Origin of the sequence: Actinacidiphila guanduensis (assembly GCF_900103985.1) — a bacterium.
In the GTDB taxonomy this organism is placed as follows: Bacteria; Actinomycetota; Actinomycetes; order Streptomycetales; family Streptomycetaceae; genus Actinacidiphila; species Actinacidiphila guanduensis.
The window spans coordinates 148247-164033 of sequence record NZ_FNIE01000009.1; the positions used below are offsets into that span (position 1 = coordinate 148247).

Genomic DNA, 15787 nt, shown 5'->3' on the forward strand with positions numbered 1-15787 from the left:
CCCCTGGAGCGCCATGCCCGAATCCGCCCTGCTCGCCGTGTCGTTCGGGGCCGCGGCCCGGGACTACGACCGCTACCGGTCGGGCCCGCCCGCGCAGGCCCTGGACTGGGTGGTGCCGGCCGACTGCCGCTGCGTGCTGGACCTGGCGGCCGGGACCGGGCTGCTGACCCGTCAGCTCGCCGACCTCGTCGAGGACGTCGTCGCGGTCGAGCCGGACGCCCGGATGCGGGAGGTGCTGGCCCTGACCTGCCCGGAGGCGACGGTGCTGGCGGGGACGGCCGAGGCCGTCCCGCTGCCGGACCGCCGGGTCGAGGCCGTCACGGTCTCCGCCGCGTGGCACTGGATGGACCCGGCCGCCGCGCTCGCGGAGATCGCGCGGGTGCTCACACCGGGCGGCACGCTCGGCGTCCTCTACACCCGCCGGGACCGGCGGGTGCCGTGGGTCGACCGCCTCGACGCCTTCGTGCACCGCGAGATGGGCACCGACGACCGGATCGGCGACCTGATCCGGCGGATGAACGAGGGGCCGTGGCTGCCCGAGGGCGTGCCGTTCACCGCGACCGAGGCGCACGCCGTCAGCTGGACGGCCGTGCTGACCGTCGAGGAGATCGTCGCGATGTTCGGCACCTACAGCAGGTTCATCACGCTGCCCGAGGGGCGCAAGCGGGAGCTGGCCGAGGCCATCGAGGCGGAGGTGCGCGCGAGCGTGCCGACGTGGCAGGGCCAGGTGCTGATGCCCATGGTCTGCTACTGCTGGCGGACCCGGCTGACCGCGGACTCCCCTTCGGGCGCGCTCTCCTGACCCGTCAGCTCGGGCGGTGCGACTGCCGCGGGAGGTCGAGGGCCGCGTCGCGCCCGGCCTCCCGCTGCTCGCAGAACTCCCGTACGGCGCTGGTCCGCGAGACCACCCGGCCGCGGTGGACCACGATCCTGCTGTACGCCTGCGAGAGCACCCCGGCCAGGCTCTCCCCGCGCACGGCGAGCAGTTCGGCCGGGAAACCGGCCTCCACCCGCACCTCGGGCAGCCCGAGCAGCGCCCGGGACCGGCCGCTGACCAGGTCGTAGGCCCGCGCGGGGGAACAGGCGCCGTGCGAGGCGAGCAGGTAGGCGGCCTCCAGCGGGTCGGCCCGGCCCACCGGGTTCGCCAGGTCGGCCAGTGCCCCGCTGCCCGCGGCCACCCGCACCCCGGCGGCCAGGAGTTGGCGCACCGGCACCACGCCGGCGGGCACGACGTAGGGCCCGCCGGCCCGCTCCAGCGCGCCGCAACCGCCCTGCGGCAGCGCGGTGACGCGGACCCCCGCGGCCGCGAGCCGCTCGGCGGTACGGGCCAGCGCGTCCGGGTCGAGGGCGGCCAGGCCGTGGCAGGGGCCGAGCGCGACCCCGGGCCGCATCCCGCCGGCCATCGCGGCGAGCCGGGCCAGCCGCGCGGGGTCGGCGGCCGCGGTGTGCAGGTCCACCGGCAGCCCGAACTCGGCGGCCAGGGTGAGCACGGCCTCGGTGTAGCCGCTGGGGTCCGGATCGAGGTCGGGGCAGCCGCCGACGGCCGAGGCGCCCATCTTCAGCGCGTCCCGCAGCATCGCCATGCCGTCGGCGCCCGCGGCGCCGGTGAGCAGGCGCGGCACCGCCACCGTCTGGATGTCCAGGAAGCCGCGCAGCGAGCGGCGGGCCTGGGTCACCGCCTCCAGCGAGCGCAGCCCGCTCACGTCGCCGATCCGCACATGGCTGCGGACCGCGGTGGCGCCGTGGGCGAGGTGGAGCAGGGCGGCCTCGGTGGCGCGGCGCTGGACGTCGTCGGCGTCGCCGGAGGGCGGGCCGCCGGCGGTGAGCGCCAGGTCGAGGTGGGCGTGCGGTTCGGCGGGCGCGGCCAGCAGCAGGTAGCCGCGCAGGTCGATCCGGGCGCCCTCGGCCGTACGGCCGGCGGGCCCGGCGAGGCTGCCGGCGGTGCCCACGGCCTCGATCCGCGGTCCCGACAGGCGTACGTCGACGGTCCGCCCGTCGGTGAGGCGGGCGCCGCACAGCAGCAGGGTGGCGGTGTCGGCGGCGGTACCGCGGGGGCTGTCCGTCATGGCTCCCTCCGGGCAGCGGGCGTACGGCGTGATCACGCACGTCGAGCGTAGGGCGCGCGGCGGGGCGCACTTGGGAGGAGCGCATTAGTCGTACCGGCAGGGGTCGTGGCGGGGGTGCCCTGAGGGTGTTCCGAGCAGCACCGGAGGAGTACGGGAGGAGCACGGGAGGAGCGTCGCAGCAGCGCGAGAGGGGGTGCAGGAGGGGGTGCCGGACGGGTGCCGGAGATCGCCGGCGGGGTCCGATGTGCCCTGCCGGATACGGATTTCACGTATGGCTGCGGAGCGTGTAATGTCTTCCTCGCTCGCCCCAATAGCTCAGTCGGTAGAGCGTCTCCATGGTAAGGAGAAGGTCTACGGTTCGATTCCGTATTGGGGCTCTGACGGATCGGCTCCCCGTCGTCGTGGCGGGGACCTGTTCGTCGAAGCGGCGTAGCTCAGTCGGTAGAGCAAGCGGCTCATAATCGCTGTGTCACCGGTTCAAGTCCGGTCGCCGCTACTCTCCGTAGCCGATTGCGGGTTCGGTCCCTCGGTCGGCTACTCTTCCTGTGTTCACCACACCCGTTCGTCAAGGAGCACTCACGTGGCCGCCACCGACGTCCGCCCGAAGATCACGCTGGCCTGCGTGGAGTGCAAGGAGCGGAACTACATCACCAAGAAGAACCGGCGCAACGACCCGGATCGTCTTGAGATCAAGAAGCACTGCCCGCGCTGCAACGCGCACACCGCGCACCGCGAGACGCGCTGACCCCCGCTCCTGCGCCACGGACCCGCGTCCGGCCCGCTCCGGCGGAGCCGCGCGGGTCCTGTGCTGGTTCCCCGCATCCACGGGGCTCCACCCGGCCCTGACCGGCATGAACCGCCGTTCCGCGACGAGCGCCGGCTGAAGGCCCTACCGTGAGGCCGTCCCCGATTCCCCGGGGGCGGCCTCACGGCGTTTGTTCCGTCGCATCCGTACCGGAGGTAATGATGGCCCTCGACCAGTCCTTCGTGGGGCGGAGCTATCCGCCCACCGCCCCCTACGAGGTCGGCCGGGAGAAGATCCGCGAGTTCGCCGAGGCCGTCGGCGACCCCAACCCCGTGTACACCGACCCGGCGGCGGCCGGGGCGCTCGGCCACCCGGATGTGATCGCGCCCCCCACCTTCGCCTTCGCGATCACCTACAAGGCGGCCGGCGCGGTGGTGAGCGACCCCGAACTCGGGCTGAACTACAGCCGGGTGGTCCACGGCGACCAGCGGTTCGCGTACACCCGCCCGGTGCGGGCCGGCGACCGGCTCTCGGTCACTTCCACCATCGAGACGATCAAGTCCCTCGCGGGCAACGACGTGATCGACATCCGCGGCGAGGTGCACGACGCCGCGGGCGAGCACGTGGTGACGGCGTGGACGAAGCTGGTCGCGCGCGCGGCCGAGGCCGGGGAGGCGTGATGGCGGCGAGGATCGCGTACGACGAGGTCGAGGTCGGCACCGAGCTGCCGGCGCAGAGCTTCCCCGTGGACCGGGCCACCCTGGTCCGCTACGCGGGCGCCTCGGGCGACTTCAACCCGATTCACTGGAACGAGCGGTTCGCCCGCGAGGTCGGCCTGCCCGACGTCATCGCGCACGGCATGTTCACCATGGCCTCGGCGGTCCGGGTGGTCACCGACTGGCTCGGCGACCCCGGCGCGATCGAGGAGTACGGCGTCCGCTTCACCAAGCCGGTCGTCGTGCCCGACGACGACAAGGGCGCGGTCATCGAGGTCACCGCGAAGGTCGCCGCCAAGCTCGACGGCAAGCGCGTCCGCGTGGACCTCACGGCGGTCAGCGCCGGCCAGAAGGTCCTCGGCATGTCCCGCGCGGTGGTCCGCCTCGCGTAGGGGGCTGTTGCGGTGAGGCCGACAGGGGCGCGGGGAGAACGGTTCCCGCGCCCCTCTGCGACCGGCGCGACCTGGGGACTTGCCAAGGAAGTGATTGGCCACTAACTTAGTCCGCATGGCAAGGATGAGTGCAGAAGAGCGACGCGAGAGCGTCATCCGGGCGGCCCTGAGCGAATTCGCCCACGGCGGCTACCGCGGGACCTCCACGGAGGCCATCGCGCGCCGGGTGGGCGTCTCCCAGCCGTACCTCTTCCGGCTCTTCCCGAACAAGCAGGCGATCTTCGTGGCGGCGGCCGAGCGCTGCATCGAGCACACCCGCGACGCCTTCCTGGCGGCCGCCAAGGGGCGGCCGCCGGAGGAGCGACTGGAAGCCATGGCCAACGCCTACGGCCGGCTGATCAGGGAGGACCCCGAGAAGCTGCTCATGCAGATGCAGATCTACGCGGCTGTCGCGACCGCCGAGGCCGCCGGGGACCACGAGTTCGGCGCCAGCCTGCGGGACCGGTGGCAGTCGATGTGGGACTCGGCCCATGTCGAACTGGGCGCCGACATCGAGGAGACCACCACCTTCTTCGCCTACGGGATGCTCATCAACACCCTGGTGTCGATGGGCTTCCCGCCCACCCAGCGCAACTGGGAGGGCATCTACGAGTTCGCCCGCGCGGGGGTCGGACCGCAGTCCTTCGGGGCACCCGCGGCGCCCTCGCCCTGACGGCGGCAGGTGGGGGCCGTGTCCCCGCGGCACTGCCCACCACCGGCCGCGCTCCGCGCATCCGTATGTCCCCGGAACTTAGTCATCAATTACTAAGCAAAACCCACAGGGGGTAGGAAACCATGAGCTCGCCCACCACCGCACCGCCCAGCCGGAGCACCGGCGTCGTCTGGGCCCTGGTGATCACCAGCGTCGCCGGCTTCATGGCGTCCCTGGACAACCTCGTCGTCACCACCGCCCTGCCGTCCATCCGCAAGAGCCTCGGCGGCGCCCTGTCCGACCTGGAGTGGACGGTCAACGCCTACACGCTCACCTTCGCCGTGCTGCTGATGTTCGGCGCGGCCCTCGGTGACCGGTTCGGCCGCCGCCGGCTCTTCCTGGTCGGCCTGACGATCTTCACCGGCGCCTCGGCCGCCGCGGCCATGTCCTCCGGGATCGGCGCGCTGATCGCCGCCCGCGCGGTCCAGGGCGTCGGCGGCGCCATCATGATGCCGCTCACCTTGACCCTGCTCACCGCGGCCGTCCCCGCGGCCAAGCGCGGCATGGCCTTCGGCATCTGGGGCGCGGTCAACGGCCTCGCCGTCGCCTGCGGCCCCCTCATCGGCGGCAGCCTCACCCAGCACATCTCCTGGCACTGGATCTTCTGGCTCAACGTGCCGATCGGCCTGCTGCTGCTCCCGCTGGCCCGGCTGCGGCTGAACGAGTCGAAGGCCCCGAACCGGCGGCTGGACGTCCTGGGCACCGCGCTGATCTCGCTCGGCCTGTTCGGCATCGTCTTCGCCCTGGTCAGCGCCGACAGCCACGGCTGGACCAGCGGCCGGGTGCTCGGCGGGCTGCTCGGCGGCGCGGTGCTGGCGGCCGCGTTCGTCCGGCACGGCTTCACCGCCGCCCACCCGATGCTGCCGATGCGGATGTTCGCCAACCGCGGCTTCGCGGCGATCAACGTCGGCAGCATGCTGATGTACGTCGGGATGTTCGGCTCGATCTTCCTGCTCAGCCAGTTCCTGCAGACCGTGCTCGGCTACGACCCGACCCAGGCGGGCCTGCGGATGCTGCCCTGGACCGGCATGCCGATGCTGATCTCCCCCTTCACCGGCCTGCTCGCCGGGCGGATAGGCACCCGGCAGGTGGTCGCGATCGGCCTGGCCCTGCAGGCGGTCGGCCTCGGCTGGTTCGCCACCATCGCCTCGCCGGACGTCTCCTACACCACCCAGCTGCCCGCGCTGATCATCAGCGGCGTCGGGATGTCCCTCTTCTTCGCCCCGGCCACCACCTTGCTGATGGGCTCGGTCCGGCCCGCCGAGCAGGGCATCGCCTCGGGCACCAACAACGCGATGCGCGAGGTCGGCGGGGCGCTCGGCGTCGCCGTCCTGGGCACGATCTTCTCCGCCCACGGCGGCTACACCTCGGGCAGCGCCTTCGTGGACGGCCTCACCCCGGCGCTGTGGGTCGGCGCCGCCATCCTGGTCGCCGGCACCGCGGCGGTCCTGTCCTACCCGCGGCGGGCATTGCAGTCCGATGACGCGGGGGAGAAGGACGCGGCCCCGGCCGACCTCCAGCCGACGCACTGAACCGCACCCGGCACCTGCGTACCTCCCACGGGCAGGCAATCTCCCGTGGGAGGTACGTAGGCTTTGCCGCGTGAACGTCACAGAGAACGCCGACCTGGCCGCGCTGACCACCTTCCGGCTGGGCGGGCCGGCCCGGCGGCTGGTCACCGCGCAGACCGACGACGAGGTCGTGGCCGCCGTGCGCGAGGCCGACGGGCGGGGCGAGCCGGTGCTGCTCGTCGGCGGCGGCAGCAACCTGGTGATCGCCGACGAGGGCTTCCCCGGCACCGCCGTCCGCATCGCCACCCGGGGCGCGGCGCTGGAGGGCACCCGTCTGGAACTGGCCGCGGGCGAGCGGTGGAGCGAGGCCGTGGAGCAGACCGTGGCCGCCGGGCTCGCCGGGGTGGAGTGCCTGGCCGGCATCCCCGGCTCCGCGGGCGCCACGCCGATCCAGAACGTCGGCGCCTACGGCCAGGAGGTCTCCTCCACCATCACCGAGGTCGTCGTCTACGACCGGCAGGCGGGCGAGACGGTCACGCTGGCGGCCACCGAGTGCGGCTTCGCCTACCGCACCAGCCGCTTCAAGCAGGACCCGGCGCGCTACGTGGTCCTGCGGGTGCGGTTCGAACTCGAGGACGCCGGAGGGCTGTCGGCGCCGCTGAAGTACGCGGAGACCGCGCGGGCGCTCGGGGTGGAGCCCGGTGACCGGGTCCCGCTCGCCGAGGCGCGCTCCACGGTGCTGGCGCTGCGGCGCGGCAAGGGCATGGTGCTGGACCCCGAGGACCACGACACCTGGTCGGCGGGCTCCTTCTTCACCAACCCGGTGCTCTCGCCGGCCGAGCACGCGGCCTTCCTCGACCGGGTGCGCGAGCGGCTCGGCCCCGACGCGGTCCCGCCGGCCTACCCCGCCGAGGCGGACGGCACGAAGACGTCGGCGGCCTGGCTGATCGACAAGGCGGGCTTCACCAAGGGCTACGGCACGGGCGCGGCCCGGATCTCCACCAAGCACACCCTGGCGCTCACCAACCGGGGCGAGGCGAGCACGGCCGACCTGCTGGCGCTCGCCCGCGAGGTCCGCGACGGGGTGCACCGCGCCTTCGGCGTCACCCTCGTCAACGAGCCCGTCCTCGTGGGCGTCACCCTCTGAGGCGGCGCTTCCGCGGGGACCGTCAGGCGCCGGCGGCCAGCCATTTGTCGATGCCTGCCAGCAGCTCCGCCTTCTTCGCCGCGGGCGCGCACGACGCCTCGACGGACTGGCGGGCCAGGACGGCGAGTTCGGCGTCGGTGAAGCCGTGGACGGTGCGGGCGAGGTCGTACTGGGCGGCCAGCCGCGAGCCGAACAGCAGCGGGTCGTCGGCGCCCAGGGCCATGGGCACCCCGGCGTCCCACAGGGTGCGCAAGGGGACGTCCTCGGGCTTGTCGTAGACGCCGAGCGCCACGTTCGAGGCGGGGCAGACCTCGCAGGTGACCCCGCGGTCGGCCAGCCGCTTGAGCAGCCGGGGGTCCTCGGCGGCGCGCACGCCGTGGCCGACGCGCTGGGCGTGCAGGTCGTCCAGGCAGTCCCGCACGCTCGCCGGGCCCGACAGCTCGCCGCCGTGCGGGGCCGCGATCAGGCCGCCCTCGCGGGCGATGGCGAAGGCGCGGTCGAAGTCGCGGGCCAGGCCCCGCCGTTCGTCGTTGGACAGCCCGAAGCCGACGACCCCCTGGTCGGCGTAGCGCACGGCGAGGCGGGCCAGGGTACGGGCGTCCAGCGGGTGCTTCATGCGGTTGGCCGCCACCACGACGGCCATCCCGACGCCGGTGTCGCGCGAGGCCGTCCGCACCGCGTCCAGGATGATCTCCAAGGTGGGGATCAGGCCGCCCAGCCGGGGGGCGTAGGAGGTCGGGTCGACCTGGATCTCCAGCCAGCCGGAGCCGTCGGCGGCGTCCTCCTCGGCGGCCTCGCGGACCAGCCGGTGGATGTCCTCGGGGGTGCGCAGGCACGAGCGGGCGATGTCGTAGAGCCGCTGGAAGCGGAACCAGCCCCGCTCGTCGGTGGCCCGCAGCCTGGGGGGCTCGCCCGAGGTGAGCGCCTCGGGCAGGTGGATGCCGTGCCGGTCGGCCAGTTCGAGCAGGGTGCCGGGCCGCATCGACCCGGTGAAGTGCAGATGCAGATGTGCTTTGGGCAGCTCGCGGATCTCGCGCGCCGCACGTACCTCGCGTGCCATTCCAAGATCCTGCTACACCCGGACCCCCGCCCGGAACCACTTTCGCCGAACGGGGGCTTGCCCGAAAGCCCGAGCGGGCCCCGCCGCGAGCCCTGGGCCGGACCGTGCGGGACCGTGCCGGACTGCGCCGGAGCTTGCGGCGACCCTAGTCCCGGGCCTCGGCCAGCAGCTTCTGCAGCCGGGAGACGCCCTCGGCGAGGTCCTCGTCGCCCAGCGCGTAGCTCAGCCGCAGGTAGCCCGGTGTGCCGAACGCCTCACCCGGCACCACCGCGACCTCGGCCTCGTCCAGGATCAGCGCGGCCAGCTCCACCGAGTCCTGCGCCCGCTTGCCGCGGATCTCCTTGCCGAGCAGCGCCTTCACCGAGGGGTAGGCGTAGAAGGCACCCTCGGGCACCGGGCAGACCACGCCGGGGATCTCGTTGAGCATCCGCACGATCGTCCGGCGCCGGCGGTCGAACGCCTCGCGCATCTCGGCCACGGCCGACAGGTCGCCGCTCACCGCGGCCAGCGCGGCCACCTGCGCCACGTTGTTGACGTTGGAGGTGGCGTGCGACTGCAGGTTCGCCGCGGCCTTCACCACGTCCTTGGGGCCCACGATCCACCCCACCCGCCAGCCGGTCATGGCGTACGTCTTGGCCACGCCGTTGACGACGATGCAGCGGTCGCGCAGCTCGGGCACGATCGCCGGCAGCGAGGTGAAGCGCGCGTCGCCGTAGACCAGGTGCTCGTAGATCTCGTCGGTGAGCACCCACAGGCCGTGCTCGGCCGCCCAGCGGGCGATCGCCTCGGACTCCGCCTCGCCGTAGACCGCGCCGGTGGGGTTGGAGGGGGACACGAAGAGCAGCACCTTGGTGCGCTCGGTGCGGGCCGCCTCCAGCTGCTCCACCGACACGCGGTAGCCGGTGGTCTCGTCCGCGACCACCTCGACCGGCACGCCGCCGGCCAGCCGGATCGACTCCGGGTAGGTGGTCCAGTACGGCGCGGGCACGATCACCTCGTCGCCCGGGTCCAGGATCGCGGCGAACGCCTCATAGATCGCCTGCTTGCCGCCGTTGGTGACCAGCACCTGGGAGGCGTCCACCTCGTAGCCGGAGTCGCGGAGCGTCTTGGCGGCGATGGCGGCCTTCAGCTCGGGCAGGCCGCCGGCCGGCGTGTAGCGGTGGTACTTCGGGTCGCGGCAGGCGGCAGCGGCGGCGTCGACGATGTACTCGGGGGTCGGGAAGTCCGGCTCGCCCGCGCCGAAGCCGATCACCGGCCGGCCGGCCGCCTTGAGGGCCTTCGCCTTGGCGTCCACGGCCAGCGTCGCGGACTCGGAGATCGCGCCGATCCGGGCGGACACCCGCCGTCCGGAGGCCGGGGCCGGGGTGGAGGAGGGGGTTGCTGCGCTCATGGGTGCATGGTCCCAGACCCCGCCCCGGCCCGGTATCCGACGTCGCGGGCGCAAGACGTTCGACGGACCGGCCCGGACCACGTACACTCATCGGTCGGTGGCCCTCCCGACGCGCCCTTGCGGTAGGTTGGGGGCGGCAGCTTAGGGTCGTAGCTCAATTGGTAGAGCACTGGTCTCCAAAACCAGCGGTTGGGGGTTCAAGTCCCTCCGGCCCTGCTGAACACGTCCGACGGTGGGCGTGGGCAGGTAGTAGATGTAAGCACTCGCCGTACCGCGCGACGGGCGCGGCTCGGCCACGACCCGGAGTCAGGTGAGGACGAGTGACTGAGATCACGGACTCCAACGAGGTCTTGGGGACCGACGCCGCAGAGCAGGACAAGGCTGCCGACAAGAAGCCCCGCCGTGGCGGCAAGCGCGGCAAGAAGGGCCCGCTGGGCCGCCTCGCTCTCTTCTACCGCCAGATCATCGCCGAACTGCGGAAGGTCGTCTGGCCGAACCGCAGCGACCTGATGACCTACACCACTGTGGTGATTGTCTTCGTTGTCGTCGTCATCGCGTTTGTCAGCGTGGTTGACTGGGGTTTCGAGAAGCTCGTCACGTACGTCTTCGGATGATCCCGCGGCGGGCGCCGGTTCGACGACGACGCCCGTCGTTGTGTCCCACCCTTTGAAGTCAGGAAGAAGCAGTCACCGTGTCTGACCCCAACGTGCACGATGCCGACGTTGCCCACGCTGCCGACGAGACCGTGGCGGACGAGGACTCCGCGCAGGACATCGTCGAGGCGGCCGACGGCGACATCGACCAGGCCGCGGCGGCCGACCTGGCCGCAGGCGAGCCCGCGGAGCACGAGGCCGTGCACGCCGAGGACGCTGCTGAAGACGCTGAGGACACCGAGGGCTCCCAGGACGCCGAGGACGCCGACGGCTCGGACGAGCCTTCCGACGCGGCCGGTGACGAGGCCGAGGAGGAGCCCGGCGAGGTCGTGGACCCCGTGGCGGCCTTCCGCGAGGAGCTGCGCACGCTGCCCGGCGAGTGGTACGTGATCCACACCTACGCCGGCTACGAGAACCGGGTGAAGTCCAACCTGGAGCAGCGCGCCGTCTCGCTCAACGTCGAGGAGTACATCTACCAGGCCGAGGTGCCGCAGGAAGAGGTCGTCCAGATCAAGAACGGCGACCGCAAGACGATCCGGCAGAACAAGCTCCCCGGCTACGTGCTGGTCCGCATGGACCTGACCAACGAGTCGTGGGGCGTGGTCCGCAACACGCCGGGCGTCACCGGATTCGTCGGCAACGCCTACGACCCGTACCCGCTGACGCTGGACGAGATCGTCAAGATGCTCGCCCCCGAGGTGGAGGCCGCGGCCGAGGCCGCCGCGATCGCTGAGGGCACGGCCCAGCCGCGCAAGGTCGAGGTCCAGGTCCTGGACTTCGAGGTCGGCGACTCGGTCACCGTCACCGACGGCCCCTTCGCCACCCTGCAGGCCACGATCAACGAGATCAACGCGGACTCCAAGAAGGTCAAGGGCCTGGTGGAGATCTTCGGCCGCGAGACCCCGGTCGAGCTGAGCTTCGACCAGATCCAGAAGAACTGAGCTTTCCCCGGGCTTCCGGGGAGCGCTGCACCATTCGTTTGCGAAGGGCCCCTGCCCGGCGAGCTTGTCGCCGGGCAGGGGCCCTTCGGTGTGGGGGGAGCGGGGTGGCCGTAGGGGGCCGGGCAGGGGTCAGGCGTCGGCGTTCAGGACGGGGTAGTAGCCGGCGGAGTGGCCCGTGGCGGTGGGGTGGTAGGACTCCCAGCTCGGCGAGACGACCAGGGAGTGCAGGTAGTCGTCACCCGAGCAGAGCTCGTGGCCCTTGAAGGTGGAGCGGACGTCGCCGAAGGTGAAGCCGTGCGCGGCGGCGCGGGCGGCCGTGGTGGTGTCGAGTACGTCGGCGGCCTCGTCGATCTTCGCGTGCTTGGTGGAGTCCAGCCCGATGCAGAAGACGTTGAGGGTGTACATGTCGGGGTAACCCAGCACCACGACATGGGCGTTGGGCGCCTTGGCGTGGATGGCGTTGTACACCGCGTCGAGCTTGGCGGGCAGCGTGTTGCGGACGTAGTTCTCCGCAGTGTTGACGCGGTTGACGCAGTCGGAGTCGGAGCCGGTCACGCAGGTGGTCATGACGTCGGAGAAGCCCGCGTCGTTGCCGCCGATGGTGATGGAGACCAGGCCGGTGGAGGAGTTCAGCGGGCCCAGCTGGTTGTTGATCACGTCCGTGGTGACCGCGCCCGAGCAGGCGGTGTCGGAGAAGCTGGACGGCGAGTGGGCGTTCTTCCACAGGTAGGGGTACGCGCTGAAGCTGCGGTGGCAGTCGCCGCTGGAGCTGTCGTAGTTGCCGGCGCCGTTCCCGGCCGAGTACGAGTCGCCGAGGGCCACGTACGCGGGGGCGGCCGCCTGCGCCGGGCCGGACAGGCCGAGGGAGAGGCCGATCGCGAGGATCGCCGTGCCGATCGCCGCGAAGGACTTGGTCAGTCTCAACTGAACCTCCTGGGGGGCAGGATCACTGCTTGCTACCACTTGGTAGCAAGGAGAACCGGCCCCTGGGAAGTGTTCATGCCAATAATTCTTCCCGCGTAGACCGCGATTTTGCTGCGCGTCAGCGGGAGTTGAAGGTTTGCCCCTGGGGGGAACGTGGGTAGCCCGGCGGTTCCTGTGGGGCGGTTGTGAAGGTGCGCGCGGGGTGCGTGCGAGACCGGGGAGGGGCGCGGGAGGGGGTGTGGGGGCGCGAACTCCCTAGGAGCAGCGGGTGAGTTCGAGCACGGCCTGCGAGGCGAGAAACCAAGGGGCGCCGGGGCTGCCGTAGGGGAGGTACGCGTCCTCGGAGGCGATCAGGGTGCCGTCGGCGCCGGGGGTGCAGAAGCCACCGAAGACGCCCCAGACGCGGGGCTTGCGGGAGCGGACGAGGGCCGGCCTCCTCAGGTGGGGGCAGTGGCGCACGGCGAGGTCGGCGCAGGGGCGGCAGATCGGGGGCTTGGTGGTGAGCAGGCCCTCGCTGTTGCCGTGCGGGGTACGGCTGTTGGGCTCCGGTGCGGGCCCGTCCTGCTCGGCCTGCTCGTGTGCCGGCAGCAGGAAGAGCCAGCCGCGCGAGGTGCGGTCGGCGGGCCCGCCGCAGACCTGGCAGCGCAGCCCGAGGACGGCGGCGCGCTGCCGGACGGTGTGCATGGCGCGGTAGTCGGGCCGCCCGGCGCCGGGCCGGTCGGGTACGCGGGCCCACAGGATGCCGTGCCGGTCGCGGTCCTGGGTCACCTCGTCCTCGTACGCGAGCCGCCCCCGCCGTACGCACAGCCCGGCGACGGAGGTGGCCTCGCCGCTCCACGCCACGGCGAACGGCACCGGCAGCCCTTTGGGCCCCCAGGTCAACGGCTGCGCCCGCGCGGGTGATTGGGGGGTGGGCTGCTGCGTGCGTACGGAGGGTGCGGCGGGGAGTCCGGGCATGGCGAAGCGTCCCTTCGGGCGGGGGTTCTGTTGGGCCGGACCTGGCGGACCGACCCGTTCAGCGTGGCTGCCTGGGTGGCTCGGGTGCTATGGAATCTGAAAAAGTCAGTGAGAGTGGCATATGCGACGGCATAGACTCTCGGTGACAAGGCGGGGACTCTCCGGTAATCGGTTGGTACCGAGGCACCGGAGCCCTACTCTCGACACCCGGGGAGGGCAACTCATGGCGGCACCGACCGGACCCACGGTCCGTCGCATGCAACTCGGCGGAGAGCTGCGGCGGTTGCGTGAGCGGGCCCAGCTGACACTGGCGGAGGCGGTCGACGGCCTCGACTTCTCGATCTCCAAGCTCTACCGCGTGGAGAACGGCCTGACCGGGCTGAAGTCGGCCTCGGAACTGCGCAGCCTCCTGGATCGCTACGGCGTGACCGACGAGGACGACCTCGAATTCCTCGCCGAGATCCATCGCGACTCGCTCAATCGTGGCTGGTGGTCGCAGTACCGCAGCACGATGCCGTCCGGCATGGCGATGTACGTGGGGCTGGAGAGTGGCGCCCGCGCGATCAGGGCGTGGCACCCGAGCGTGATCTTCTCGCTGCTCCAGACCGAGGCGTATGTCCGCGAGATGCTCCAGACGTCCAAGGCCGTCGAGGAGAGCACCACCGAGTTCATCGAGCGGACGATCCAGCTGCGCATGGAGCGCAAGGAGCAGCTGATCCGCAAGCAGAAGGGGGCGGAGCTGTGGGCGATCCTGGACGAAGCCGCCCTGCGCAAGACGGTCGGTGGACCCGACGTGATGCGCGGGCAGTACGAGGAGATCATCCGCCTGGCGAAACTCGATAACGTGACCGTTCAGATCCTGCCGCTGGCCAGCGCGACGTACCGGTGCATCACCAACTTCACGCTGCTGGAGTTCGGCGATCCTCAGCTGACGGTCGTCCAGACCGACATGCCCGAGGGTGGATCGAACGTCAGCGACAAGGACACCACGATCTGGGCGTTCAACCGCCGGTTCGACGCCCTCCGCGCGGGCGCTCTCGCCCCGGGGGAGACCCCGACCTTTCTGCACCGACTAGCCGGAGAGATCTGATCCGCATGACCTACCGCACGGCAGCCGACCTCGCCCCCGAGAGCGCCTGGTTCAAGTCCTCGTTCAGCGGGGACACCGGCAACAACTGCATAGAGGTCGCCGCTCTTGGCTCGACCGGCGAGGTCGCCGTCCGCGATTCGAAGGACCCCTCGGGTCCGGCGCTGCTCTTCCCGGCCGACGCGTTCGCCGGGTTCGTGCGGGCCGTCCGTGAGGGTCGCTTCGGCGGCTGAGCGAGGAGCGCGCTCGGTGGTGCGGGTCAGTTGTGGAAGGGGCCGCCGCCCATCGGGCCCATCGGGGTGCGGGTGTGGTTGATCGGCAGGCCCGAGTCCCGCTCCGGTGCGCCCCGGCGGTGGGCGCCCGGGTCCGCGTACTTCGCCAGCCGGCGCCGCTGCGACATCATGTCCAGCAGCCGGCTGCCCTTCCGCGAAAGCCAATCCCTCATCGCAACCCCCCAAGTGCGGTCGTGCCTCGTACTGCCAGTGTGCGCCGCCCCGCCCCCCGTCAACCCCCCTCTGAGCAGAACTTGAGCCCCGGCCCTGGCGTGTATTCAGTCGGCCGCGTGTGGGGGTGAGGCTGTGCAGTGTCGGTGGGGTGCGGCATGGTGGGGCCACGGAGTTCCCGATGCGGCGGTGGTGCGAGGAGGATGAGCGGTATGACGAGCGACGATGTGTGGCCGGGTGCCGTTCGGCAGGCGGCCGAGGAACTGGGGTACCGCGGCGCGGACGTGCCGAGGACGGTTGCCGGGATTCTGGGTGCCTTGCACGCCAAGCGGCGTGACGCATTCCACGCGGACCTGGCCGCGCTCTCCCACGGCATCGCGTTCGAGGTCTTCCTGGACCAGTGGTGGACCCAGGCCGTGGTCGATGCAGCGCCCGACGAACACGCGCGAGAGGCCGCCTTGGAATTCGCGGACCTGGCTGTCGCCTACCGGATCAGCGCAGGCGATGGCCCGACGCTGTCCACCGCCGAAGTCGAGCAGATGATCGGCCTGCACCTCTCCGCGGGGGCGCAGTGAGGTACACGCTCATCTGGGAGCCGACCGCTCTGGAAGCCCTCAAGCGCTTACGCCAGCGCGACGGTGACCGAGTACGCCCCCTGGTGCGGGCGATCAACAATCTGGCAGCCGATCCGGAGCCGGCGGAGAGCAGCAAACTTGGCGCGACGAACAAGCGGCGCCTGCGCATCGGCGTATACAGGGCGTTGTACGAGATCGACGGTGACCGGGTCGCCGTCAAGGTGCTCACTGTCGGGAGTGCGCCACAGCGCTGACCCCTGCCCGTAAGGGGCCGGGTCGGCGGCTCTGCGGCTGAGGGCACCGGGGGTGCGGGCGGGCGTCGGGTGGCGGCCGGGGAGGACGGCGATTTCGGGGGCGGGGGGCTTACCCGCTATCGTGGGGCGGTATGCCTGCTCGCAGGCATGGACACTCTCAACAAGACCCGGAGAG

The 15787-nt window shown here is 71.8% G+C and carries 19 protein-coding genes and 3 tRNA genes; 16 read left to right on the top strand and 6 right to left on the bottom strand.

The features are described 5' to 3' along the window. Positions 1-13: 13 nt before the first annotated feature. Positions 14-802 (top strand): class I SAM-dependent methyltransferase, encoded by a 789-nt coding sequence (locus BLR33_RS20665; protein ID WP_093786045.1) that lies wholly within the window; start codon positions 14-16, stop codon positions 800-802. 4 nt (positions 803-806) lie between these two features. On the opposite strand, the gene BLR33_RS20670 is transcribed toward BLR33_RS20665, so the two are convergent. Further along, a complete protein-coding gene (locus tag BLR33_RS20670) occupies positions 807-2066 on the bottom strand; it encodes an amidohydrolase family protein (RefSeq protein WP_093786046.1) in 1260 nt (419 codons plus the stop codon). A gap of 304 nt (positions 2067-2370) precedes the next feature. Between BLR33_RS20670 and BLR33_RS20675 the strand changes: the two genes are divergently transcribed. The 8 genes from BLR33_RS20675 to BLR33_RS20710 all read left to right on the top strand — a co-directional run bounded on the left by BLR33_RS20675 (position 2371) and on the right by BLR33_RS20710 (position 7328). Next, positions 2371-2443: transfer RNA gene (locus tag BLR33_RS20675), tRNA-Thr, on the top strand. 46 nt (positions 2444-2489) lie between these two features. Beyond that, positions 2490-2562 (top strand) — tRNA-Met (locus tag BLR33_RS20680). An 84-nt stretch (positions 2563-2646) separates the two neighbouring features. Further along, entirely contained in the window at positions 2647-2811 is a 165-nt protein-coding gene (gene rpmG / locus BLR33_RS20685) for a 50S ribosomal protein L33 (protein WP_009715907.1), read from the top strand. Between the two features lie 221 nt (positions 2812-3032). Next, positions 3033-3491: a MaoC family dehydratase N-terminal domain-containing protein gene (locus BLR33_RS20690; RefSeq protein WP_093786253.1), complete on the top strand. Its 459-nt coding sequence runs from the start codon at positions 3033-3035 to the stop codon at positions 3489-3491. Continuing rightward, positions 3491-3919, top strand: a complete 429-nt coding sequence (locus BLR33_RS20695) for a MaoC family dehydratase (protein WP_093786047.1) — start codon at positions 3491-3493, stop codon at positions 3917-3919. The genes BLR33_RS20690 and BLR33_RS20695 overlap by 1 nt, the downstream gene beginning before the upstream one ends. A gap of 115 nt (positions 3920-4034) precedes the next feature. Continuing rightward, complete coding sequence (locus tag BLR33_RS20700; protein WP_093786048.1) at positions 4035-4631, top strand: TetR/AcrR family transcriptional regulator; 597 nt, start codon at positions 4035-4037, stop codon at positions 4629-4631. Positions 4632-4753: 122 nt separating this feature from the next. Then, positions 4754-6202, top strand: a complete 1449-nt coding sequence (locus BLR33_RS20705; RefSeq protein WP_093786049.1) for a DHA2 family efflux MFS transporter permease subunit — start codon at positions 4754-4756, stop codon at positions 6200-6202. After that, on the top strand, positions 6150-7328 hold the full coding sequence (locus BLR33_RS20710) for a UDP-N-acetylmuramate dehydrogenase (RefSeq protein WP_093786050.1): 1179 nt from the start codon (positions 6150-6152) through the stop codon (positions 7326-7328). The genes BLR33_RS20705 and BLR33_RS20710 overlap by 53 nt, the downstream gene beginning before the upstream one ends. 22 nt (positions 7329-7350) lie before the next feature. Here BLR33_RS20710 and BLR33_RS20715 read toward each other — a convergent pair whose 3' ends face one another. Both BLR33_RS20715 and BLR33_RS20720 read right to left on the bottom strand, forming a co-directional pair. Next, a complete protein-coding gene (locus BLR33_RS20715; RefSeq protein ID WP_093786051.1) occupies positions 7351-8388 on the bottom strand; it encodes an adenosine deaminase in 1038 nt (345 codons plus the stop codon). Between the two features lie 145 nt (positions 8389-8533). Continuing rightward, positions 8534-9778, bottom strand: a complete 1245-nt coding sequence (locus BLR33_RS20720) for a pyridoxal phosphate-dependent aminotransferase (RefSeq protein ID WP_093786052.1) — start codon at positions 9776-9778, stop codon at positions 8534-8536. A 143-nt stretch (positions 9779-9921) separates the two neighbouring features. Here BLR33_RS20720 and BLR33_RS20725 point away from each other — a divergent pair. From BLR33_RS20725 to nusG, 3 genes are all read left to right on the top strand, one after another. Beyond that, positions 9922-9994: transfer RNA gene (locus BLR33_RS20725), tRNA-Trp, on the top strand. 113 nt (positions 9995-10107) lie between these two features. Continuing rightward, entirely contained in the window at positions 10108-10392 is a 285-nt protein-coding gene (gene secE / locus BLR33_RS20730) for a preprotein translocase subunit SecE (protein WP_093786254.1), read from the top strand. 77 nt (positions 10393-10469) lie between these two features. Beyond that, entirely contained in the window at positions 10470-11372 is a 903-nt protein-coding gene (gene nusG / locus BLR33_RS20735; RefSeq protein ID WP_093786053.1) for a transcription termination/antitermination protein NusG, read from the top strand. Positions 11373-11501: 129 nt separating this feature from the next. On the opposite strand, the gene BLR33_RS20740 is transcribed toward nusG, so the two are convergent. Further along, positions 11502-12296 (bottom strand): SGNH/GDSL hydrolase family protein, encoded by a 795-nt coding sequence (locus BLR33_RS20740; protein ID WP_176930361.1) that lies wholly within the window; start codon positions 12294-12296, stop codon positions 11502-11504. A gap of 255 nt (positions 12297-12551) precedes the next feature. Beyond that, on the bottom strand, positions 12552-13253 hold the full coding sequence (locus BLR33_RS20745; protein WP_143031724.1) for a hypothetical protein: 702 nt from the start codon (positions 13251-13253) through the stop codon (positions 12552-12554). Between the two features lie 256 nt (positions 13254-13509). Here BLR33_RS20745 and BLR33_RS20750 point away from each other — a divergent pair, with 256 nt between their 5' ends. Beyond that, a complete protein-coding gene (locus tag BLR33_RS20750) occupies positions 13510-14343 on the top strand; it encodes a helix-turn-helix domain-containing protein (RefSeq protein ID WP_245771548.1) in 834 nt (277 codons plus the stop codon). 5 nt (positions 14344-14348) lie between these two features. Next, the gene (locus tag BLR33_RS20755) at positions 14349-14573 is read left to right on the top strand and encodes a DUF397 domain-containing protein (protein ID WP_093786056.1); all 225 of its coding nucleotides are present in this window, start codon (positions 14349-14351) and stop codon (positions 14571-14573) included. 26 nt (positions 14574-14599) lie between these two features. On the opposite strand, the gene BLR33_RS34800 is transcribed toward BLR33_RS20755, so the two are convergent. Continuing rightward, positions 14600-14785: a hypothetical protein gene (locus BLR33_RS34800; protein WP_143031725.1), complete on the bottom strand. Its 186-nt coding sequence runs from the start codon at positions 14783-14785 to the stop codon at positions 14600-14602. A 210-nt stretch (positions 14786-14995) separates the two neighbouring features. On the opposite strand from BLR33_RS34800, the gene BLR33_RS20760 reads away from it, so the two are divergent. Beyond that, positions 14996-15358 carry a hypothetical protein gene (locus tag BLR33_RS20760; RefSeq protein ID WP_093786057.1) on the top strand — a complete coding sequence of 121 codons (363 nt, stop codon included), beginning with the start codon at positions 14996-14998 and terminating at the stop codon, positions 15356-15358. Further along, positions 15355-15612, top strand: coding sequence for a type II toxin-antitoxin system RelE family toxin (locus BLR33_RS20765; protein WP_093786058.1), 258 nt, complete (start codon positions 15355-15357; stop codon positions 15610-15612). Before BLR33_RS20760 ends, BLR33_RS20765 begins: the two co-directional genes overlap by 4 nt. Positions 15613-15787 lie beyond the last annotated feature (175 nt).